Annotated in this window: 16 protein-coding genes; 11 read left to right on the top strand and 5 right to left on the bottom strand. The window is 63.2% G+C overall.

Annotated elements, in window-relative coordinates:
- Positions 1 to 32: 32 nt before the first annotated feature.
- The 3 genes from creB (at position 33) to creD (ending at position 3,584) form a co-directional block, all read left to right on the top strand.
- Positions 33 to 713: a two-component system response regulator CreB gene (gene creB / locus INQ47_RS09520; protein ID WP_404701576.1), complete on the top strand. Its 681-nt coding sequence runs from the start codon at positions 33 to 35 to the stop codon at positions 711 to 713.
- A complete protein-coding gene (gene creC, locus INQ47_RS09515; RefSeq protein WP_252461511.1) occupies positions 713 to 2,149 on the top strand; it encodes a two-component system sensor histidine kinase CreC in 1,437 nt (478 codons plus the stop codon). The genes creB and creC overlap by 1 nt, the downstream gene beginning before the upstream one ends.
- 106 nt (positions 2,150 to 2,255) lie before the next feature.
- Positions 2,256 to 3,584, top strand: a complete 1,329-nt coding sequence (gene creD, locus INQ47_RS09510) for a cell envelope integrity protein CreD (RefSeq protein WP_404701575.1) — start codon at positions 2,256 to 2,258, stop codon at positions 3,582 to 3,584.
- 166 nt (positions 3,585 to 3,750) lie between these two features.
- Here creD and INQ47_RS09505 read toward each other — a convergent pair whose 3' ends face one another.
- From INQ47_RS09505 to aceE, 5 genes are all read right to left on the bottom strand, one after another.
- Complete coding sequence (locus tag INQ47_RS09505) at positions 3,751 to 4,374, bottom strand: glutathione S-transferase (protein WP_021782663.1); 624 nt, start codon at positions 4,372 to 4,374, stop codon at positions 3,751 to 3,753.
- Between the two features lie 3 nt (positions 4,375 to 4,377).
- A complete protein-coding gene (gene msrA / locus INQ47_RS09500) occupies positions 4,378 to 5,046 on the bottom strand; it encodes a peptide-methionine (S)-S-oxide reductase MsrA (protein ID WP_003255654.1) in 669 nt (222 codons plus the stop codon).
- 166 nt (positions 5,047 to 5,212) lie between these two features.
- Complete coding sequence (locus INQ47_RS09495) at positions 5,213 to 7,903, bottom strand: bifunctional diguanylate cyclase/phosphodiesterase (protein ID WP_252461508.1); 2,691 nt, start codon at positions 7,901 to 7,903, stop codon at positions 5,213 to 5,215.
- 285 nt (positions 7,904 to 8,188) lie between these two features.
- Positions 8,189 to 9,823 (bottom strand): dihydrolipoyllysine-residue acetyltransferase, encoded by a 1,635-nt coding sequence (aceF, locus tag INQ47_RS09490; protein ID WP_404701574.1) that lies wholly within the window; start codon positions 9,821 to 9,823, stop codon positions 8,189 to 8,191.
- A gap of 13 nt (positions 9,824 to 9,836) precedes the next feature.
- Positions 9,837 to 12,482 carry a pyruvate dehydrogenase (acetyl-transferring), homodimeric type gene (gene aceE / locus INQ47_RS09485; protein WP_404701573.1) on the bottom strand — a complete coding sequence of 882 codons (2,646 nt, stop codon included), beginning with the start codon at positions 12,480 to 12,482 and terminating at the stop codon, positions 9,837 to 9,839.
- 383 nt (positions 12,483 to 12,865) lie between these two features.
- Here aceE and glnE point away from each other — a divergent pair, with 383 nt between their 5' ends.
- The 8 genes from glnE to INQ47_RS09445 all read left to right on the top strand — a co-directional run bounded on the left by glnE (position 12,866) and on the right by INQ47_RS09445 (position 22,962).
- On the top strand, positions 12,866 to 15,799 hold the full coding sequence (gene glnE / locus INQ47_RS09480) for a bifunctional [glutamate--ammonia ligase]-adenylyl-L-tyrosine phosphorylase/[glutamate--ammonia-ligase] adenylyltransferase (RefSeq protein WP_404701572.1): 2,934 nt from the start codon (positions 12,866 to 12,868) through the stop codon (positions 15,797 to 15,799).
- Positions 15,800 to 16,001: 202 nt separating this feature from the next.
- Positions 16,002 to 17,051: a lipopolysaccharide heptosyltransferase II gene (gene waaF, locus INQ47_RS09475; RefSeq protein ID WP_404701571.1), complete on the top strand. Its 1,050-nt coding sequence runs from the start codon at positions 16,002 to 16,004 to the stop codon at positions 17,049 to 17,051.
- Positions 17,052 to 18,110 (top strand): lipopolysaccharide heptosyltransferase I, encoded by a 1,059-nt coding sequence (gene waaC / locus INQ47_RS09470; protein WP_252461501.1) that lies wholly within the window; start codon positions 17,052 to 17,054, stop codon positions 18,108 to 18,110.
- Positions 18,110 to 19,234, top strand: a complete 1,125-nt coding sequence (locus INQ47_RS09465) for a glycosyltransferase family 4 protein (RefSeq protein ID WP_010951696.1) — start codon at positions 18,110 to 18,112, stop codon at positions 19,232 to 19,234. The genes waaC and INQ47_RS09465 overlap by 1 nt, the downstream gene beginning before the upstream one ends.
- The gene (gene rfaP, locus INQ47_RS09460) at positions 19,231 to 20,037 is read left to right on the top strand and encodes a lipopolysaccharide core heptose(I) kinase RfaP (RefSeq protein ID WP_404701570.1); all 807 of its coding nucleotides are present in this window, start codon (positions 19,231 to 19,233) and stop codon (positions 20,035 to 20,037) included. The genes INQ47_RS09465 and rfaP overlap by 4 nt, the downstream gene beginning before the upstream one ends.
- A complete protein-coding gene (locus INQ47_RS09455; protein ID WP_021782669.1) occupies positions 20,037 to 20,771 on the top strand; it encodes a lipopolysaccharide kinase InaA family protein in 735 nt (244 codons plus the stop codon). The genes rfaP and INQ47_RS09455 overlap by 1 nt, the downstream gene beginning before the upstream one ends.
- The gene (locus INQ47_RS09450; protein WP_021782670.1) at positions 20,768 to 21,520 is read left to right on the top strand and encodes a lipopolysaccharide kinase InaA family protein; all 753 of its coding nucleotides are present in this window, start codon (positions 20,768 to 20,770) and stop codon (positions 21,518 to 21,520) included. Before INQ47_RS09455 ends, INQ47_RS09450 begins: the two co-directional genes overlap by 4 nt.
- Positions 21,520 to 22,962 carry a lipopolysaccharide kinase InaA family protein gene (locus INQ47_RS09445; RefSeq protein ID WP_404701569.1) on the top strand — a complete coding sequence of 481 codons (1,443 nt, stop codon included), beginning with the start codon at positions 21,520 to 21,522 and terminating at the stop codon, positions 22,960 to 22,962. Before INQ47_RS09450 ends, INQ47_RS09445 begins: the two co-directional genes overlap by 1 nt.
- Positions 22,963 to 22,967: the final 5 nt, after the last annotated feature.

Here is a 22,967-nt window from a genome sequence, read left to right as displayed (position 1 = left end):
TGCCAACCTTCAAAACCGCAAGGCCGGACGCCATGCCTCATATCCTCATCGTCGAAGACGAAGCCGCCATCGCCGACACCCTGGTCTACGCCCTGCAGGCCGACGGTCACAGCACCGAGTGGGTAACCCTGGGCAGTGCCGCCCTCGACCAGCAGCGCCAGCGCCCGGCCGACCTAGTTATCCTCGACATCGGCCTGCCCGACATCAGTGGCTTCGAAACCTGTCGCCAGCTGCGCCGGTTCACCGAGGTGCCAGTGATGTTTCTCAGCGCCCGGGACGGTGAAATCGACCGCGTAGTAGGCCTGGAAATCGGCGCCGACGACTACGTGGTAAAACCTTTCAGTCCTCGTGAAGTGGCAGCGCGCGTTCGGGCGATCCTCAAACGCATGGCCCCGAGGGCCGAGGCTGCCGGCGGAACCTCCTTGTTCCAGCTCGACACCCTGCGCATGCAGATCACCTACCGCAGCCAGCCGCTCACGCTGACCCGGCATGAGTTCCGCCTGCTGCAATGCCTGGTCGAACAACCACAGCGGGTGTTCAGCCGCGAACAGTTGCTCGACGCTTTGGGTGTGGCCTCCGATGTGGGCTATGAGCGCACCATCGACAGCCATATCAAGAGCCTGCGCGCCAAATTGCGCCAGGTAGCGGGTGATGCCGAGCCGATCCAGACCCATCGCGGCCTCGGTTACAGCTATAGCCCGGACCACGCCTGATGCGCTTGGGCATTCGCATCTTTCTGGTGTACTTCCTGTTTGTCGGCTTGGCCGGTTACTTCTTGCTCAATACCGTACGCGAACAGATTCGCCCGGTGGTGCGCCAATCCTCCGAAGAAACACTGGTAGACACTGCCAACCTGCTGGCAGAAATCCTGCGGGATGAGGTCAAGGCCGGCACCCTGGACCAGGGCCGCCTGCCCGAGGTGCTCAAGGCCTACGGCTCGCGCAGCCCGGGGGCACAGATTTGGGGCCTGGCCAAGAACCAGGTCAGCCACCGCATCTATGTCACTGACGCCAAGGGCATCGTGTTGCTGGACTCCAGTGGCGAGGCCCTGGGCAAGGATTACTCGCAGTGGAATGACGTGCTGCTGACCCTGCGTGGCCAGTATGGCGCCCGCTCCACCCGCAGCGACCCCAACGACGAAAGCACCTCGGTGATGCACGTTGGCGCTCCAATCATCGACAACGGCAAGATCATCGGCGTTGTCACTGTCGCCAAGCCAAATAGCTCATTGCAACCCTACATCGACCGCTCCGAGCGACGCCTGCTCACCCTGGGGCTGGGGCTGATCGGCCTGGGCTTGCTGATCGGCGCGGCTCTGTCGTGGTGGCTTGCGCGCTCGCTGCGTAAGTTGGCAGGTTATGCGCAGGCGGTCAGCGAAGGCGAGCGTGCGGAGCTTCCGCATTACAAGGGCGGCGAGCTGGCGAACCTGGCACAGGCAGTGGAGCGCATGCGCACCCAACTGGAAGGCAAGGCCTATGTCGAGCGCTACGTGCATACCCTGACTCACGAGCTGAAAAGCCCGCTGGCGGCCATCCGTGGTGCTTCCGAGCTGTTGCAGGCCGAGGACATGCCCGCTGATCAGCGGGCGCGCTTCGCCGGCAATATCGAGCGCGAGAGCGAGCGTTTGCAGCAGATGATCGAGCGGCTGCTCAACCTGGCCAGGGTCGAGCAGATGCAGGCGCTGGAGGACGAGCAGCAGGTGGCGCTGGCGGCGTTGGTCGATGAGTTGCTGCTGGCCCATGCGGCGCGTATCGAAGGCGCCCGTTTGCAGGTACGTCAGCGGGTGCCTGCCACTTTGCGTTTGCTCTGCGATCCGTTCCTGATGCGCCAGGCGTTGGCCAATCTGCTCGACAACGCACTGGACTTCACTCCGGAAGGTGGCACGCTGCTTTTCGACCTGGAGCGCGATGGCGAGCGGGTGGCGTTGAGTTTGTTCAACCAGGGGCAAGCGATACCGGCCTATGCCATCGGGCGGGTCAGCGAGCGGTTCTACTCGCTGCCGCGGCCCGGGAGCGGGCGCAAGAGCACCGGGCTGGGGCTGAACTTCGTGGCCGAAGTGATGCAGCTGCATGGCGGGACGTTGGCGGTGGACAACGTCGATGGCGGGGTGCGGGTGCGGTTGTGGCTGCCGGTGCGGCGCATTAGCTGAGATAGGCGGGGCGCGCAGCAGCCCCAAATACACATAAGTCACACACGCTCTCCACAAAGCCTCCATGCACGGCGCAGACACTGCGCCCACTGCCACAGGAGGCCACATGAACAAGACCCTCGGTTTTAAACTCGGCATGATCGCCATGCTGATGTTGCTGCTGCTCATCCCGCTACTGCTGATCAACGGCCTGATCGACGAACGCCAGGCCATGCGCGACGGCGTGTTGCGCGATATTGCCCAGAGCACCAGCTTCGACCAGCAACTCAGCGGCCCGCTGCTGGTGGTGCCGTACCGCAAGTACCAGCGCCGCTGGATCGAAAAGGACGGTGAGCGTACCCAGGAAACCAGCACCATCGCCGGCCACCTGTACTTCCTGCCGGAAACCTTCGACGCCGACTTGGGTGTGGACACCGAACTGCGCGCCCGAGGCATCTATCAGGCGCGGTTGTTCCACGCCAAAGGCCGTATCAGCGGCCGCTTCAAGCTCCCGGAGCATTGGGGGATCGACAAGGACTTTGACGACTACCGCTTCGACACGCCGTTCCTGGTGGTGGGCATCAGTGATATCCGCGGTATCGAAAGTGCTCTGGAGCTGAGCATGGACGAGCAAAAAGTGCCGTTCGAGGCCGGCACCCAGCTCGACTGGATGCGTGGCGGCGTGCACGCCAGCCTGCCGGGGCTGGACGGGCTACAGGCGCGAGCGTTCAGCTATGGCTTTGACCTGGCGCTGCAAGGTACCGGCCGGTTGCACGTGGTACCCGTGGGCCGTACCAGCAGCGTGGACATGCGCGCCAACTGGCCGCACCCGAGCTTCGTCGGCAACTACTTGCCCAACCGCCGCGAGATCGATGCTCAAGGCTTCAGTGCCCACTGGCAAACCTCGTTCTTCGCTACCAACCTTGAGGACGCCATACGCCAGTGTGCTAACGCCGGGCAGTGTGCAGATTTCAGTGAGCGCAGCTTTGGCGTGAGTTTTATAGACCCGGTGGACCAGTACCTGAAAAGCGAGCGGGCGATCAAATACGCGTTGTTGTTCATTGCCCTGACCTTTGCTGGCTTCTTCCTGTTCGAGGTAATGAAGAACCTGAGTGTGCACCCGGTGCAGTACATCCTGGTGGGTGTGGCGCTGGCGTTCTTCTATCTGCTGCTGCTGTCGTTGTCCGAGCACATTGGCTTTGGTTTGGCGTATGGGCTGTCGGCCTCAGCCTGTGTGCTGCTGATCGGCTTCTACCTGAGCCATGTGTTGCGCAGCATGGGGCGAGGGGTGGGTTTTGCAGCGGGTTTGGCGGCGTTGTACGCGCTGCTCTTCGGGCTGCTGAGTGCCGAAGACTATGCCCTGCTGATGGGGTCGCTGTTGTGTTTCGGCTTGCTTGGGGTGTTCATGGTGCTGACCCGGCGGCTGGACTGGGCGCGTGTGGGGAGGGCGGCATGAGGGAGGATAGAGAGATCGGGCGCTGGTTGGCGCTCAGGATCGGGCTGTTGTTTCCTGTGATACCTAGGTGAAGCTTTCGCGGGCAAGCCCGCTCCCACAAGCCCACCACAGATAGCGAACACTGTGGAGAACCTGTAGGAGCGGGTTTACCCGCGAAGGGGCCCTGTCAGGCCACTGGCGCTGTAGCGACCATCGACGGCCGCTTGACCACCTCGGCATACCACGCCGCCAACCCAGGCTGGCGCTCACGCCAGCCGAACCCGGGCTGGCGCAGATCCAGATAGCCCAGCGCACAGGCCACGCCAATCGCCGCCAGGTCGAAGCCGGACATCAGTTCAGGCAAGTGCTCCTGCTCCAGGTTGGCCAGGCTACGGCGGATCTTGTCACCCTGTGCCTGCAGCCAGCCATCCCAGCGCTTGTCTTCTGGCCGCAGGAAGCTCTCATAACGGCTCGACACCGCCGCATCCATGATCGCATCGGCCTGTGATACCAAGGTCATGCGCCGCCAGCGCGCCGAGCCTTCACGTGGCAGCAGCGGCAGGCCAACGTGCTGCAGATCGAGGTACTCGCAGATCACCCGGCTGTCATGCAGCACGGTGCCGTCTTCCAGGCGCAGGGCCGGGATCTTGCCGATCGGGTTGTCCAGGTTGAGCTGCGGGTCGCCGCTCACCGGGCTGATGTTCACTGGCTGCAGTTGCACCCGCTCAAGCTGGCCGGTCTCGTGCAACACCACCATGACCTTGCGCACGAAAGGCGACAACGGCGAGTGGAACAGGGTCATCGTGCTCATGCGTCAGTTACCTTGCAGGCTGGGTGGCAGGCACACGCCGGTGCCGCCGATGCCGCAATAGCCGTCCGGGTTCTTGGCCAGGTACTGCTGGTGGTAGGCCTCGGCGAAATATACGGTCGGTGCCTGGTCGATTTCGGTGGTGATTTCGCCGAAGCCGGCCTTGCTCAGCTCGGCCTGGAAGGCGTCGCGGCTGGCCTTGGCCTGTTCCAGCTGTTCCGGGCTGGTGCAGTAGATGGCCGAGCGGTACTGGGTGCCGATATCGTTGCCCTGGCGCATGCCTTGGGTCGGGTTGTGCAGCTCCCAGAACATTGCCAGCAGTTCGCGGTAGCTGACCTTGTCCTTGTCGAACACCACCAGCACCACTTCGGTGTGGCCGGTCAGGCCCGAGCAGACTTCTTCGTAGGTAGGGTGCGGGGTGAAGCCGCCGGCGTAGCCCACCACGGTGCTGACCACACCTTCACGCTGCCAGAAGCGGCGCTCTGCGCCCCAGAAGCAACCCAGGCCGAAGATGGCGAAGTCGATGGCGCCTTCGAAGAACGGGCCGAGCAGTGGGGTATCTTTGAAGACGTAGTGGAACTCGGGCAGGCTCATTGGCGTTTCGCGGCCAGGCAGGGCCTGTTCCGCAGTTGGCATGACGTTTTTGTTCACCAGGATTTCCGAGCGCAGGACCATGGCCGTTCCTCTGTATGTCATTGAGATGGGGGCTGGGGCCTTCGCGGGTAAACCCGCTCCCACAGTTGCCCCCACAAATACCGAATACTGTGGCGTACCTGTGGGAGCGGGTTTACCCGCGAAAGGGCCCGAATGGCTTCTATAGTGCCCGAGGATTACGCCGCTGTCAGGCCACCGGGCCACGCGGATAACGCTTCAGCCGTTCGGCCAGTTCGCGCCCGGGAATCGGCCGGTCGAACAGGTAACCCTGGCCCACGTCGCAGCGGTGACGGCGCAGAAACGCCAGCTGCTCCGGCGTTTCGATCCCTTCGGCCACCACCTTCAGCTTCAGGTTGTGGGCCATGGCTACCACCGCCGAGGTGATTTCCATGTCGTCCTGGTTGTCGGGGATCTCGTTGATGAAGCTGCGGTCGATCTTGAGGATGTCGATCGGAAACTTCTTCAGGTAGCTCAGCGACGAATAACCGGTGCCGAAGTCGTCCATGGCCAAGGTGAGGCCCAGAGCCTTCAGCTCGTCCAGCTGGCGGTGGGTGTCTTCGCTGGCTTCCAGCAGCAGGCCTTCGGTCAATTCCAGCTCCAGCAGGTGCGGGGGCAGGGCTTCTTCCTTGAGGATGGTGCTGATCGACGCCACCAGGTCCGGGTCGGAGAACTGTTTGGGCGACAGGTTGATGGCTACATGCAGGTTGCCCATGCCGGCCTTGCGCAGTTGCTGGCTCATGCAGCACGCCTGGCGCACCACCCATTTGCCGATGGGGATGATCAGGCCGGTTTCCTCGGCCACGCTGATGAACTGGTCCGGGCGGATCATGCCGCGTTCGGGGTGGTTCCAGCGCAGCAGCGCTTCCAGGCCCAGCAGGCGACCGCTGCGCAGGCACAGCTTGGGCTGGTAGAACACTTCCAGCTCATTCTGGGTCAGGGCACGGCGCAGGTTGTTCTCGACGAACAGCTTGTAGCTGGCTTCGGCATTGAGCACTTCGGTAAACACCTGTACCTGGTGTTTACCGTTGGCCTTGGCCTTGTGCAATGCAAGGCCGGCATTCTTCATCAGGCTGGCCGGGTCGACGCCGTGCAACGGTGCACAGGCCAAGCCTACCGAGGCGGTGACGTTGATCAACTGGTTATCGACGAACATCGGCTTGTCGAGGGTGCACAGCAACTGCTGGGCAACGCCTTGGCCATCTTCAAGGCTGGTGTCGTCGAGCAGCACGGCGAACTCGTTACTGGCAAAGCGCGCGAGGATGCCACCGCTGTGCAGGCTGTTGCGCAGACGCCTGGCCAGGCTGATCAGCAGCTTGTCGCCGGTCTGGTGGCCAAGGCTGTCGTTGATGCGCTTGAAGTTGTCGATGTCCACCAGCAGCAGGCACATCGAGCTTTCGCCATCGCGGGCGAAGCGCTCGTCCAGGCTGCGGATGAACGCCGGGCGGTTGCCCAGGTTGGTGAGGTTGTCGGTGTAAGCCAGGCGCTCGATGCGTTGCTGGGCCAGCTTGGTCTGGGTGACGTCTTCGTAGATGCCGATGTAGTGGGTCAGCTCACGGTTGTCACCGTACACCTTGGAAATCGACAACTGGCCCCAGTACGGCTCCAGGTTCTTGCGCCGGCTCTTGAACTCGCCCTGCCAACTGTTGCCCATGGCCAGGCTCGACGGCGAGTCGAACAGCAGTTCGCTGAGGTTCTCCAGTGCCGGCAGCTCACCCAGCTGGCGGCCCTGCACTTCGTCGGTACTGTACTGGGTGATGGCGGTGAAGCTGGGGTTGACGTACTCCACCCGGCCGTCGCGATTCACCAGCAGGAAGGCGCTGGCGCTCTGCTCGACCGCACGCTGGAACAGGTGCAGGGCACTGGCCGCGGCCCGCCGTTTGTGGTTTGTGATCACTTGGGCGAACTGGTCGGCCAGTTCGCCGGCAAAGGCAATTTCGTCCGACTGCCAGGCTCGTGGCTGGCCGGTTTGCTCCAGGCACAACACGCCGATCACCTGGCCATCGACGCGGATGCTGGCGTCGAGCATGGCCTTGTTTTCCGGGCGCATGCTTTGCGCCAGGGCCCGGGTGCGCGGGTCGTGGCCGGCGTTGTGAGCGTCGATGGCGCGGCTAGCGTGCAGCGCATCCAGGTAGTCGGGGAAGCGGCTGGCATCGATGGCTTCGGGCTGGCGGTGCTCCTGTGCGTCGCGGTACCAGGCGATGATCGGTTCCAGGCGTTGGTCTTCCAGGTGCCAGATGCTGGCGCTGTCGACCTTGTAGATTTCGCAGGCGCTCTGGGTAATCAGCTGGGCCGCTTCAAGCAGCGAGTTGCCCGCGCTATAGCGCTGGCGGGCAAGGCGCAGGATAAGGTCCTGCTGGCCGCGCACGCGCTCCAGGTGCTCCAGCTGTTCTTGCTGCGTGCGCTGGTTCAGTTGCAGGGCCAGCTGCAGGCGGTTGTTGCGTGACTCCAGGTCACTGGCGCCTAGTTCGCCGCTATCTTCCAGCTGGTCGTCGAGCACGCTCAGGTAGCCGCGCAACAGCTGGCGGTTGTGTTGCTTGTAGGCCTCACCCGCTTCCAGCAGGCGCAGCGAGGTGCTCGGCGTGTGCAGGGTGTAGCGCACGCGGTAGTAACCGCGCTGGGCCAGTTGCAGCTGGATTTCGTCGTGCAGCCGGTAGCGTGCTTCGGGTTCCATCAGGCTGGCGTAGGGCGCGTCAATCAGTGCACACAGCTCGCCGGTTTGCAGGCCGAACTGGCGCTCACAGGCCGGGTCAAGGTAGAGCATGGCCCAGGTGGCTTCGTTGAGCCTTTCGAAACGCAGCATGCCGAGCCGCGAGGGCACGGGTAACTGCGTCACGACCTCGGCCGCCACACGGCTGACGGCATCGGGTTGGCTTTTCATCGAAGACTCGCTTGAAGAGGGAACGCTGCCTTGTGGCTGCGGCGGATTTGGCAAGGTTGCATCATGTCCCGAGGGCTGGCAAGCGGCCATGCGCGATGCTGTAGACGGGTTATCGGCTGATGGGCGGGAATCTGTAGTTCGCCTTGATTTTTCGCCGCTCGATCCCTCAGGCGCAAGAACCTTGTCGTCGGGCAAAAAAAAGCCCCGCCAATCGACGGGGTTGAGGTACGAGCGTGGCAGCTCGAAAAGGGAACTGCCCCTCGCAAGAAGGGGCAGTGTGTTGCCTTACAGCAGCATGGTGCGGATATCGCCCAGCACGTCGCCCAGGCGCTTGGTGAAGCGCGCGGCGGCAGCGCCGTTGATCACACGGTGATCGTAGGACAGCGACAGCGGCAGCATCAGCTTTGGCTGGAAGGCCTTGCCATCCCAGACTGGCTGCATGGTCGCCTTGGAGACGCCCAGGATAGCCACTTCCGGCGCATTGACGATCGGCGTGAAGCCGGTGCCGCCAATGTGGCCGAGGCTGGAGATGGTGAAGCAAGCGCCTTGCATCTCGTCGGCCGACAGCTTCTTGGTGCGAGCCTTCTCAGCCAGTGCAGCGGCTTCGGCAGCCAGTCGCAGCAGGCTCTTCTGGTCGACGTTCTTGATCACAGGGACCAGCAGGCCGTCCGGGGTGTCCACGGCGAAGCCGATGTGCACGTACTTCTTGCGGATGATGGCCTTGCCGCTTGGCGCCAGCGAGCTGTTGAAGTCCGGCAGTTCCTTGAGCAGGAAGGCGCAGGCCTTGAGCAGCAGTGGCAGCACGGTCAGCTTCACCCCAGCCTTCTCGGCCACGGCCTTCTGCGCAACGCGGAAGGCTTCCAGCTCGGTGATGTCGGCGGAGTCGAACTGGGTGACGTGCGGCACGTTCAACCAGCTGCGGTGCAGGTTGGCAGCACCGACCTGCATCAGGCGGGTCAGGGCCACTTCTTCCACTTCACCGAACTTGCTGAAGTCCACGGCAGGGATTGGCGGGATGCCGGCGCCGCCGGTTGCGCCGGCGGCTGCCGGCGCTTCCTTGGCCTTCTGCATCATGGCCTTGACGTAGACCTGCACGTCTTCTTTCAGGATGCGACCGTGCGGGCCGGTGGCAGCAACTGCACCCAGCTCGACACCGAATTCACGGGCCAGCTGACGAACAGCGGGGCCTGCGTGAACCTTGGCATTGCTGCCAGCGGCTGGTGCGGTCGCAGCCGGTGCAGGGGCAGCAGCCGGTGCGGCAGCGGCAGGTGCGGCAGCCGGAGCAGCCTCAGCCTTGGCTGGTGCAGGAGCAGCAGCCGGTGCGGCAGCCGGGGCGGCACCCGCCACTTTCAGCTTGAAGATCAGGTCGCCAGTGCCGACTTCGTCTTCCAGCTTGCACAGTACTTCTTCGACCACGCCAGCGGCCGGCGACGGGATTTCCATGGAGGCCTTGTCGGACTCCAGGGTAATCAGCGACTGGTCAGCTTCGACGGTGTCGCCGACTTTGACCAGCACTTCGATGATCTTGGCCTTGCCCGACGAACCGATGTCCGGCACGTGGATGTCCTGCACGCTGGCGGCAGCCGGAGCTGCAGCCGGAGCAGGGGCGGCTTCGGCGGCCGGAGCCGGCGCAGCTGCCTGAGCTGGAGCGGCAGCAGCTGGCGCCTCAGGGGCCGCAGCAGCGGCGCCCTCGGCTTCCAGGACCAGCAGCTCGTCGCCTTCTTTCAGGCGGTCGCCCAGCTTGACCTTCAGCTCCTTGATGACGCCGGCCTTGGGAGCCGGGATTTCCATGGAGGCCTTGTCGGACTCCAGGGTCAGCAGGCTCTGGTCAGCCTCGATACGGTCACCGACCTTGACGAACAGCTCGATGATTTCACCTTCACCGCTGCCGATGTCAGGTACGCGAATGAGTTCGCTCACTTAAAAATACTCCTCAGCAGTCCAGTGGGTTGCGCTTGTCCGGGTCGATACCGAACTTGACGATAGCGTCTGCAACAACCTTGGGTTCGATCTCGCCACGGTCAGCCAGGGCTTCCAGGGCAGCCAGCACTACGAAGTGGCGGTCGACTTCGAAGAAGTGACGCAGCTTCTTGCGGCTGTCGCTGCGACCGTAACCGTCGGTACCCAGGACTTTGAACTCTTTGCTCGGTACCCACTGGCGAATCTGCTCGGCGAACAGCTTCATGTAGTCGGTAGAGGCGATGACCGGGCCTTTGCGACCGTTCAGGCACTGCTCGACGTAGGTCTGCTGTGGCTTCTGGCCAGGCTTCAGGCGGTTGGCGCGTTCCACGGCCAGGCCGTCGCGACGCAGTTCGTTGAAGCTGGTGACGCTCCATACGTCGGCACCGACGTTGAACTCGTCACGCAGGATCTTCGCGGCTTCGCGGACTTCGCGCAGGATGGTGCCGGAGCCCATCAGCTGTACGTGGTGTGCGGCTTCGCGGGTGTCCTCTTCCAGCAGGTACATGCCCTTGATGATGCCTTCCTCGACACCGGCCGGCATGGCTGGCTGCTGGTAGGATTCGTTCATCACGGTGATGTAGTAGAAGATGTCCTGTTGCTCTTCGGTCATCTTCTTCATGCCGTCCTGGATGATCACCGCCAGCTCGTAGCCGTAGGTCGGATCGTAGGTGCGGCAGTTCGGGATGGTGCCCGCCATCATGTGGCTGTGACCGTCTTCGTGCTGCAGGCCTTCACCGTTGAGGGTGGTACGGCCGGCGGTACCGCCGATCAGGAAGCCACGGGTGCGGCTGTCGCCAGCGGCCCAGGCCAGGTCGCCAATACGCTGGAAACCGAACATCGAGTAGAAGATGTAGAACGGCAGCATCGGCTGGTTGTGGCAGCTGTACGAGGTACCGGCAGCGATGAACGACGACATGGCGCCGGCTTCGTTGATGCCTTCCTCGAGGATCTGGCCCTTCTTGTCTTCGCGGTAGAACATCACCTGGTCTTTATCGACTGGCTCGTAGAGCTGGCCGACCGACGAGTAGATGCCCAACTGGCGGAACATGCCTTCCATACCGAAGGTACGGGCTTCGTCCGGGATGATCGGGACGATGCGCTGGCCAATGTCCTTGTCCTTGACCAGCTGCGCCAGAATACGCACGAAGGCCATGGTGGTGGAGATTTCGCGGTCGCCCGAGCCGTCCAGGATCGCTTTCAGCGTTTCCAGTGGCGGGGTCGGCACGCTGAAGCTCTTGGCACGGCGCTGTGGCACGAAACCGCCCAGGGCAGCACGGCGCTCGGCCAGGTACTTGGCTTCGGCAGAACCTTCTTCCGGCTTGAAGAACGGCAGGTTCTCCAGGTCGGCATCCTTGACCGGGATGTCGAAGCGGTCACGGAAGTGACGCAGGCTGTCGACGTCGACCTTCTTGGTGTTGTGCGCGGTGTTCTTGGCTTCGCCAGCACCGGTGCCGTAACCCTTGATGGTCTTGGCCAGGATGACGGTCGGCTGCTCTTTGTGGTTAACAGCCTGGTGATACGCCGCGTAGACCTTGTACGGGTCGTGACCGCCACGGTTGAGCTTCCAGATCTCTTCGTCGGACAGGTCTTCGACCATGGCCTTGAGTTCCGGGGTGTTGAAGAAGTGCTCGCGAACGTACGCGCCGTCTTTGGCTTTGTAGTTCTGGTATTCGCCGTCGATGACTTCGTCCATGCGGCGCTGCAGGGCACCGTTGGTGTCCTTGGCCAGCAGTGGGTCCCAGAAACGGCCCCAGACGACTTTGTTGACGTTCCAGCCACCGCCACGGAACACGCCTTCGAGTTCCTGGATGATCTTGCCGTTGCCGCGAACCGGGCCGTCGAGGCGCTGCAGGTTGCAGTTGATGACGAAGATCAGGTTGTCCAGCTTCTCGCGGCCGGCCAGGGCGATTGCACCCAGGGATTCCGGCTCGTCGCATTCACCGTCGCCCATGAAGCACCAGACTTTCTGCTTGCCGGCCGGGATGAAGCCACGGGCTTCCAGGTACTTCATGAAGCGAGCCTGGTAGATCGCCTGGATCGGGCCCAGACCCATCGAAACGGTCGGGAACTGCCAGAAGTCAGGCATCAACCATGGGTGTGGGTACGAAGACAGGCCGTTGCCGTCCACTTCCTGACGGAAGTTGTTCATCTGGTCTTCGCTGATGCGGCCTTCCATGAAGGCACGGGCGTAGACGCCTGGCGAAGCGTGGCCCTGGAAGAAGACCAGGTCGCCGCCGTGTTCTTCGGTAGGGGCCTGGAAGAAGTAGTTGAAGCCGATGTCGTACAGGGTGGCACTGGAGGCGAAGCTAGAGATGTGTCCGCCCAGGTCCGAGTCTTTCAGGTTGGTGCGCATGACCATGGCCAGCGCGTTCCAACGCACCATCGAGCGAATGCGGCGTTCCATGAACAGGTCGCCAGGCATGCGTGCTTCGTGGGTGACAGGGATGGTGTTGCGGTATGGCGTGGTGATCGCATACGGCAGCTGGGAGCCACTACGGGTGGCCAGCTCGCCCATACGGGTCATCAGGTAATGAGCGCGGTCTTCGCCTTCTTTGTCGAGGACCGACTCCAGGGCATCCAGCCATTCCTGGGTTTCGATTGGATCGAGGTCTTGCATGGCTTGCTCCAGGGCGGAAAGGCAACCAGAATCGATTGCCTGAGATTGCGACTGGCCTTATGGGCAGACGTCGTGAATTCTTGGATTACCGGGGTGTCTTCCGGCGCGTTGTAGTTTTACTACATTTGCTTTCGCATTTCATGCTTTTACACGACACGAGTAGTAGTAAAACTACATTTGTGCGACGTTTGGTCGCACCTTGGCTTGTGAGGAAAAACGTTCATGTTGGTTGGCATTGTGTCGCGAACGGGTGGTTCTTGATGTTTGTTGCCAAGTTTTCATTTTTTTCAGCTATTTCCAACTTTTGTACGACAGTCCAACCGTGGTCCGGCTTCCCCTTGGCCGCTTTCTCCCCTCTATTTCACGCCGATCAAGGATAGACCATGCGCCTACCTTTGCCCTCCGATCTGCCCGCCATCTTGCAGCCGCTGGTCACTCGCAACCAGCAGTTCATCAGCGATGCCGTCGCCGGCCACCCCGAACTCGACCTGCAGGCCTGGAGCCCGCTGCACCGGCAGCAGTTCGACCAAGTGGCTGCTGCCAGTGAATTCGTGCTCAGCCTGGCCCAGCGCGAGCCCGCCATGCTGTTTGCCCTGCTGGCCAGTGGCGAGCTGGAACGGCGTTACGCCCCGGGTGAGCTGCGCGGGCAAATCGCCGCAACGGCCCAGGCAGCACAGAGCGAGGACGAACTGGCGCGCAACCTGCGCCGCGCGCGCAACCGCCAGCAACTGCGCATTATCTGGCGCGACATTACCCGTCAGGCGGAACTTTGCGAAACCTGCCGGGACCTGTCGGACCTTGCCGATGCGGCCATCGACGAAGCCTACCAATGGCTGTACCCGCGCCATTGCCAGCAGTTCGGGACACCCATCGGCAACCGCAGCGGCCAGCCGCAGCACATGGTGGTGCTGGGCATGGGCAAGTTGGGAGCGGTAGAGCTTAACCTGTCGTCGGACATCGACCTGATCTTCGGTTTCCCCGAGGGCGGTGAAACCGAAGGGGTGAAGCGCTCGCTGGACAACCAGGAGTTCTTCACGCGCCTGGGCCAAAGGCTGATCAAGGCGCTGGACCCGGTTACTGTCGACGGCTTTGTATTCCGCGTTGACATGCGCCTGCGTCCCTATGGTTCGGCGGGTGCCCTGGTGCTCAGCTTCAATGCACTGGAGCAGTACTACCAGGACCAGGGCCGCGACTGGGAACGTTACGCGATGATCAAGGCGCGGGTGGTGGCCGGCGACCAGGCGGCCGGCGCGCAGTTGCAGGAAATGCTCCGCCCGTTCGTGTACCGCCGCTACCTGGACTTTTCCGCAATCGAAGCGCTGCGCACCATGAAGCAGCTGATCCAGCAGGAAGTGCGGCGCAAGGGCATGGCCGAGAACATCAAGCTGGGTGCCGGTGGTATTCGCGAAGTGGAGTTCATCGCCCAGGCCTTCCAGCTGATCCACGGCGGGCGTGACCTCAGCCTGCAGCAGCGGCCGTTGCTCAAGGTGCTGGCCACCCTCGAAGGCCAAGGCTACCTGCCGCCAGCAGTGGTGGCCGAGTTGCGCGAGGGCTATGAGTTCCTGCGGTACACCGAGCACGCCATCCAGGCCATCGCCGACCGCCAGACGCAAATGTTGCCGGAAGGTGAGACCGATCAGGCACGAGTGGCCTACATGCTCGGCTTTGCCGACTGGCAGAGCTTCCATGACCAGTTGATGTACTGGCGTGGCCGCATCGACTGGCATTTCCGCCAGGTCATTGCCGACCCGGATGATGAAGACGGCGAAGGCGAACTGGTGGTGGGTGGCGAGTGGTCGCCGTTGTGGGAGCAGGCGCAGGATGAAGAAGCCGCTGGCCGGCAATTGCAAGAGGCTGGCTTCAAGCAACCCGCCGAAGCCTTGCGGCGCCTGGCCGGGCTGCGTTCCAGCCCGCAGTTGCGCTCGATGCAGCGCATCGGCCGTGAGCGACTTGACGCGTTCATCCCACGGCTGTTGGCCCAGGCGGTGGAGCATGACAACCCCGACCTGGTGCTGGAGCGGGTGCTGCCATTGGTCGAGGCGGTGGCACGGCGTTCGGCCTACCTGGTACTGCTGACCGAAAACCCCGGTGCCTTGCGCCGTTTGCTGACGCTGTGCGCCGCCAGCCCGTGGATTGCCGAGCAGATTGCCCTTTACCCGTTGCTGCTCGACGAACTGCTCAATGAGGGCCGCTTGTTCAGCCCGCCCCTGGCGCCAGAACTGGCCAGCGAGCTGCGCGAGCGCCTGACGCGTATCCCCGAAGACGACCTGGAGCAGCAGATGGAAGCGCTGCGCCATTTCAAGCTGGCCCACAGCCTGCGCGTGGCCGCCTCGGAAATCAGCGGCAATCTGCCGTTGATGAAAGTCAGCGACTACCTGACCTGGCTGGCTGAAGCCATCCTCGACCAGGTGCTGGCCCTGGCCTGGCGCCAGACCGTGGCCCGCCACGGCCAACCCAAGCGCAGCGACGGCAGCCTGTGCGACCCGGGTTTCATCATCATCGGTTACGGCAAGATGGGCGGCCTGGAGCTGGGCCACGGTTCGGACCTGGACCTGGTCTTCATCCATGACGGCGATCCGCAGGCGGAAACGGACGGTGCGAAGCCTATCGACAGTGCGCAGTTCTTCACGCGTCTGGGGCAGCGCATCATCCACTTGCTGACCACCCAGACCAACTCGGGCCAACTGTACGACGTGGATATGCGCCTGCGCCCGTCCGGCGCCTCGGGCCTGCTGGTCAGCTCGCTGGGCGCCTTCGAGCGCTACCAGCAGAACGAAGCCTGGACCTGGGAACACCAGGCGCTGGTACGGGCCCGCGTGCTGGTGGGTTGCAAGCAGGTGGGTGCGGCATTCGAAGGTGTGCGTGCCAAGGTACTGGGCCAGGCGCGCGACCTGGAAAAGCTGCGCGGCGAGGTGAGTGAAATGCGCGCCAAGATGCGTGACAACCTCGGTACCAAGGCTACGGCTGCCGGTACTGCGGCGAACGCCTTCGACGCAGGTGTACCCTTCGATATCAAGCAGGATGCCGGCGGTATCGTCGATATCGAATTTATGGTGCAATACGCCGCTTTGGCCTGGTCCCATGACCATCCGGCCCTACTGCGATGGACCGATAACATCCGCATTCTGGAAGAGCTGGAGCAGGCGAACTTGATGCCGGCCAGTGACGCGGTGCTGTTGCGTGAAGTGTACAAGGCGTTCCGCTCGGCCTCCCACCGCCAGGCCTTGCAGAAGCAGGCCGGGGTGATTGATGCGGCGCAGTTTGCCGATGAACGCCGTGAAGTGCGGCGGATCTGGGGTGAGTTGGGCTTAAGCTGATACCGTGTTGGCTTGTTCGCGGGCAAGCCCGCTCCCACAGGTACTGCACAGGCCCTGAGCAGTGTGCAATCCCTGTGGGAGTGGGCTTGCCCGCGAATAGGCCATGTGAGTGGTACACTGTCCGCCACATAGCCTGAATATAAAGAGGGGAGGCCAGGCTGTACCGCAGCCTGTAGCCTCCCCGAGCGTTTCTGGACTAAGCATGAGAATACTGATCATTGGCCCCAGCTGGGTCGGCGACATGGTAATGGCGCAGACCCTGTTCCAGTGCCTGAAACAGCAGCACCCCGACTGCGTGATCGACGTGCTGGCCCCTGAATGGAGCCGGCCGATCCTCGAGCGCATGCCTGAAGTGCGTCAGGCCTTGAGCTTCCCGCTCGGCCACGGTGCGCTGGAGTTGGCCACGCGGCGGGGCATCGGCAAGTCCCTGGCCGGCCAGTACGACCAGGCCATCCTGCTGCCCAACTCGCTCAAGTCGGCGCTGGTGCCCTTTTTTGCAGGCATTCCCAAACGCACCGGCTGGCGGGGTGAAATGCGCTTCGGCCTGCTAAACGATGTGCGCAAGCTGGACAAGGCCCGCTATCCGCTGATGATCGAGCGCTTCATGGCCCTGGCATACGCGCCCGGCGCCGAGCTGCCGCAGCCATACCCGCGTCCCAACCTGCAGATCGAAGCGCAAAGCCGCGACGCCGCCCTGGCCAAGTTCGGGCTGGAACTGGACCGTCCGGTACTGGCGCTGTGCCCTGGCGCCGAGTTTGGCGAAGCCAAGCGCTGGCCGGCAGAGCACTATGCCGCTGTGGCCGATGCGATGATTCGCCAAGGCTGGCAAGTGTGGCTGTTCGGCTCGAAGAACGATCACCCGGTCGGTGAGCAGATCCGCGACCGGCTGATTCCGGGGATCCGTGAAGAGTCGTACAACCTGGCCGGTGAGACCTCGCTGGCTGAGGCCATCGACCTGATGTCCTGCGCCCATGCCGTGGTGTCCAACGACTCCGGCCTGATGCACGTGGCCGCTGCGCTGAACCGTCCATTGGTGGCGGTGTACGGCTCGACTTCACCCGGCTTCACCCCGCCGCTGGCCGAACAAGTGGAAGTGGTGCGCACCGGTATCGAGTGCAGCCCGTGCTTTGACCGCACTTGTCGCTTCGGCCATTACAATTGCCTGCGTCTGCTGGAACCGGGCAAAGTGATCGCCGCCCTGCACAGCCTCAGCGGACCGGACCTGATCGATACCGTGGCCGAGGTCGACTAAGTGCGGGTACTGATCATCAAGACCTCGTCGCTGGGGGATGTAATTCACACCCTGCCGGCGCTTACCGATGCCGCCCATGCCATTCCCGGCATCCGTTTCGATTGGGTGGTGGAAGAAGGCTTCGCCGAAATCCCCAGTTGGCACCCTGCGGTCGACCAGGTCATCCCGGTGGCGATCCGTCGCTGGCGCAAGAACCTCTGGCAAACCATCAAGAGTGGCGAGTGGAAGGCGTTCAAGCAGCGCGTGCGCGAGCGCAAATACGACCTTGTGATCGACGCCCAGGGCCTGGTCAAGTCGGCCTGGTTGACCCGTTACGTGAAGGCACCCGTCGCCGGCCTGGACCGCTACTCGGCGCGCGAAGGCTGGGCGAGCCGCTTCTACGACCGACCTCTGTCGGTCGCTACCGGCCAGCACGCGGTGGAGCGGGTACGCCAGCTGTTTGCCATGGCCCTGGCCTATGATCTGCCGGAAGGCATCGGCAACTACGGCCTGGACCTCGACCGCCTGCAACTGCCGCCGGCTGCGCCCTATGTGGTGTTCCTGCATGGTACCACCTGGGCGACCAAGCACTGGCCCGAAGCCTACTGGCGCGAACTGGCCGAGCGCATGGGCCGGCGCAAGCTGGAAGTGCGCCTGCCCTGGGGTAATCCGGCCGAGAAGGCGCGTGCCGAGCGAATTGCCCAAGGCTTGAACAACTGTCAGGTGCTCCCCAAATTGAACCTTGCCGGCGTCGCTCGTGTTCTGGCGGCGGCAAAGGCCTGCGTGGCGGTCGACACCGGCCTTGGCCACCTGGCGGCGGCACTCGATGTGCCCACCCTTTCGCTGTTTGGCCCTACCAACCCGGGCCTGACTGGCGCCTACGGACGGACCCAGATTCACCAAGCCAGTGACTGGCCTTGCGCTCCCTGCCTGCAGAAGAAGTGCACCTACAAACCGGGCGCCGATGACCTGGCCCGGTTCGATCTGAAACGCGAGTGGCCGCTGTGCTTCACTCGCCTGAATCCCGAGCATGTGGCGAGCCGCTTGAGCGCGTTGCTGCTGGCTGAGGATGTCCGTTGATGCAACTGGCTTTCGTGCTTTACAAATATTTCCCCTTCGGCGGGCTGCAGCGCGATTTCATGCGCATTGCCCTGGAATGCCAGAAGCGGGGCCACCAGATCCGCGTGTACACGCTGATCTGGGAGGGTGACATTCCGCCGGGCTTCGAAGTGCTGGTGGCGCCGGTGAAGGCGATTTTCAACCACCGCCGCAACGAGAAGCTCAGTGCCTGGATGGCCGCCGACCTGGCCAAGCGCCCGGTCGACCGCCTGATCGGCTTCAACAAGATGCCGGGGCTGGACGTGTACTATGCCGCCGACGGCTGCTTCGAAGACAAGGCGCAGACCCTGCGAGGCGGTTTGTACCGCCGCTGGGGCCGCTACCGGCACTTTGCCGAGTACGAGCGTGCGGTGTTCGCCAAGGACGCCCATACCGAAGTGCTGATGATTTCCGAAGTGCAGCAGCCGCTGTTCATCAAGCATTACGGCACCCCGGTAGAACGTTTCCACCTGCTGCCGCCAGGCATTTCCCAGGATCGCCGGGCGCCGGCCAATGCCGCCGAGATCCGCGCCGAATTCCGCAAGGAATTCAACCTGGGGGATGACGACCTGCTGCTGGTGCAGATTGGCTCAGGCTTCAAGACCAAAGGCGTGGACCGCAGCCTCAAGGCACTGGCCGCGCTGCCGTCAGCCCTGCGCAAACGCACCAGGCTGATGGTGATCGGCCAGGACGACCCCAAGGTATTTCAGCTGCAAAGCGCTACCCTGGGCCTGGGCGACCAGGTGCAGTTCCTCAAGGGCCGTAGCGACATCCCGCGCTTCCTGTTGGGCGCCGACCTGCTGATTCACCCGGCTTACAACGAGAATACCGGTACGGTGCTGCTCGAAGCGTTGGTCGCCGGCTTGCCGGTGCTGGTGTCCAAGGTGTGCGGTTATGCCCACTACATTGCCGAGGCCGACAGCGGCCTGGTGCTGGATGAGCCGTTCGAACAAGAGCAGCTCAACGGCTACCTGCAGCGCATGCTCGAAGACCCGCAGGCCCGCGCCAGCTGGTCGCGCAATGGCCTGGCATTTGCTGATAGCGCCGATCTGTACAGCATGCCGCAGCATGCTGCCGACGTGATCCTGGGGCAAAAAACCGCATGAAGCTGATATTGGCCGAACCCTTCAAACGCCTGTGGGCCGGGCGTGATGCCTTCGACGCCGTGGAGGCGCTGCAAGGCGAGGTCTATCGCGAGCTGGAAGGGCGCCGCACGCTGCGCACCGAAGTGGCTGGCGAGGGCTTTTTCGTCAAGATCCACCGCGGCATCGGCTGGGGCGAGATCTTCAAGAACCTGTTCACCGCCAAGCTGCCGGTGCTCGGTGCCGGCCAGGAATGGCGGGCGATCCAGCGCCTGCACGAGGTGGATGTGCCGACCATGACCGCAGTCGCCTACGGCGAGCGTGGCAGCAACCCGGCCACGCAGCACTCATTCATCATCACTGAAGAACTGGCGCCGACCATCAGCCTGGAAGACTTCAGTATCGACTGGGTCAAGCAGCCGCCCGAGCCGCGTCTTAAGCGTGCACTTATCGCCGAGGTGGCGAAGATGACCGGCGGCATGCACCGCGCCGGGGTCAACCACCGCGATTGCTACATCTGCCATTTCCTGCTGCACACCGACCGACCGGTGACGGCGGATGACTTCAAGCTGTCGGTGATCGACCTGCACCGGGCGCAAACCCGTGCCAGAATCAGCCGCCGCTGGCGCGACAAGGACCTGGCTGCGCTGTACTTTTCGGCCTTGGACATCGGCCTGACCCAACGCGACAAGCTGCGCTTCCTGCGCGGTTACTTCCAGCGTCCACTGCGGCAGGTGCTGAAGGACGAAGCTGCGCTGCTCGCCTGGCTGGAGCGCAAGGCCCAGAAACTCTACGATCGCAAGCAACGCTATGGGGATGCACTCTGATGGCGAGTTGGACACTGGCGCCGGGTTACGAACACCTGGCGGCGGACTTCGGCAGCCTTGATGCGGTATTCGCCCTCCAGGGCGAACGCCTGACCCGCGACCCGCTCAGTGAGGTGGTACGCATCGAACGTGACGGGATCAACTACTACGTCAAGCGCTACACCGGGGCCGGCAAGCACATGCGACGGTACCTGGGGCGGCCACGCATCAAGGCCGAATGGCAAAACCTCAAGCAATTCGCAAAATGGGGTATCCCCACCGCCGAAGTCGTGGCCTGGGGCCTGGAGCGCAACGGCCTGGCCTTTGGCCGTGGCGCGATGATCACCCGTGAACTGCCGCGCACCGAAGACCTGTCGGCCCTGGCCGAACAAAACGATCCGCGCTTGGCCGACCGCACCTGGGTCGACCATATCAGCCGTCAACTGGCGCGCCATACCCGGGTCATGCACGAGCACCGCTTCGCCCATAACGATTTGAAGTGGCGCAACCTGCTGGTCGATGACCAGGGCACGCTATTCTTCATCGACTGCCCCACCGGCGACTTCTGGCGCGGATTCATGTGGCGCCACCGGATGATCAAGGACCTGGCATGCCTGGACAAAGTGGCCAAATACCACCTGTCAGCTACCCAGCGCCTGCGCTTCTACCTGCAATACCGTGGCCGTGACCGGCTGAATGTGCGTGACAAGAAGCGCATTCGTCGGGTACTGGGCTTTTTCGAGGGAAGGGAATGACCGATTACCTGGCCAGCGCGGACCTCGCGCTGCTCAAGCGCCATGGCCTGGACGACTTCGAGGCGCTGTGGGCGCTGCAACTTGATGCTGTGGACGAACCCAACACCGGCCGTGGTGGCTGGAGCAGCGTCTTCCGTCTGGAACTCGAAGGCAAGGGCTACTACCTCAAGCGCCAGAGCGACTACCTGACCCGGACGTTGCACCGGCCGTTCGGCGAGCCCACCTTTGCCCGGGAATTCCGCAACATCAGTCGCTACCAGAAGCTGCGCATTCCGGCATTGCAGGCGGTGTTCTACGGCGAGCGCAAGCAGGGTGGCAAACACCGGGCCATCCTGATGACCCGCGCTCTGGACGAATGGGCCGACCTCGAAAGCCTGCTGGCGCAATGGCCGCGGTTGGGTGAGGCCGAGCGCACCGGCATCCTGCAGGCCTGCGGCCAGCTGGCGCGTACCCTGCACAGTGCCGGGCAGGTGCATGGCTGCTTCTACCCCAAGCACATTTTCTTGCGCCAACGGCGCGACGGCTGGGATGCGCAACTGATCGACCTGGAAAAGACCCGTCCCCTGTTGCTCGGCATGCGTGACCGTCTCAAGGACCTGGAGCCACTGCTGCGCCGCGCCCAGGCGTGGAGCGTGCAGGATGTACGTACTTTGCTGGCTACCTACCTGGGGCAGCCCGCCGACGGCGCGCTGGTCGATACCTGGCTGCAACGGTTGACGCAACGCCGTCGTGAAAAAGAGGCCCGCTGATGCGTTTGTCTGAATTGAAGGATGCCGGGCGCAGCCCATCGCTGCCCCTGAGCATCACGTTGGTTGATGCCGCCGGCAGCGCCGACTTGCAATTGCTCAGCCTGCTGCGCGTGTTGCCGGGCCAGCGTTATGTGGGCGCTGGTGTCTGGCGTGGTACACCGGTGCTGGCGAAGTTGCTGGTCGGTGGTAACGCCGCACGGCATTTCCAGCGCGAACTGCAGGGTGTGAAATTGCTGGCCGAACAAGGCCTGACCACGCCGAAGCTACTGGCCGACGGCCTCAAGGAAGGCGAGGGCGGCTGGCTGCTGTTCGAGTTCCTTGACGGTGCCCAAAGCCTGGCCGATGCCTGGGCCGCAGTGGAAAAACTGCCAGTGCTGGCGGACGAGCAGCACCTGGTACTGGGCGAAGCGCTCACGGCTGTGGCGCGCATGCACGCTCAAGGCCTTTGGCAGGAAGACCTGCACCTGGACAACCTGCTGCGCCATGCCGGCAAGCTGTATCTGATCGATGGTGCGGGCATAAGGGCGGAAACACCCGGTCAGCAGTTGTCGCGTCCACGCGTGCTGGAAAACCTCGGGGTATTCTTCGCCCAGTTGCCCAAGCGCCTGGAGCCGTTCATAGAAGAGCTGCTGGTGCATTACCTGTTGGCCAACGCCGAGCATGCGTTGCCGCTGGAAGCCCTGCAGAAGCAGGTGGACAAGGTGCGCAACTGGCGCCAGAAGGACTATCTGGACAAGGCTGGCCGCGAGTGCAGCCTGTTCAGCGTCCAGCGCACCCTCTCGGGCTTGCAGGCGATCCGCCGCAGTGAAGTCGAGGCCATGCAGCCTGTGCTGGAGCAGGCCGATACGCTGATCGACAAGGGCCATTTGTACAAGACCGGTGGCGCTGCCAGCGTGGCACGCATCGAGGTCAATGGTCGCCAGTTGGTGATCAAGCGCTACAACATCAAGAACACCGCGCATTGGTTCAAGCGCTTCTGGCGCCCGAGCCGGGCCTGGCATTCCTGGATTGAAGGCCACCGCCTGGAGTTCCTCGACATCGCCACGCCACGCCCCCTCGCGGTGCTGGAACAGCGGGTGCTGGGCCTGCGCAGCCGTGCCTACCTGGTCACCGAGTATGTCGACGGCCCGGACCTGACGGCATGCTTCGCGCCCTACGTCGAAAGCGGCGATGCGCCCGAGGAGCAGGTGGATGCCTTGGTGCACGTGATGCAGCAGCTGATTCGCGAGCGCATCAGCCACGGCGACTTCAAAGGCCATAACCTGTTCTGGCACAACGGCCAGTGGTCGCTGATCGACCTTGATGCCATGTGCCAGCATGCCACCCAGCTCAGCTTCGCACCGGCCTATGCCCGTGACCGGGCACGGCTGCTGCGCAACTGGCCCAATGGCAGTGCCTTGCATCAGCGGCTGGACCGGCTGTTGCCAAAACTGGTCGACTGAGGCCG

Origin of the sequence: Pseudomonas sp. 3HC3, assembly GCF_044904505.1 — a bacterium.
GTDB classification, from domain to species: Bacteria; Pseudomonadota; Gammaproteobacteria; order Pseudomonadales; family Pseudomonadaceae; genus Aquipseudomonas; species Aquipseudomonas putida_Y.
The sequence above is the reverse complement of the archived record's forward strand: the minus strand, read 5'-3'. Positions and strand labels throughout refer to the sequence as shown.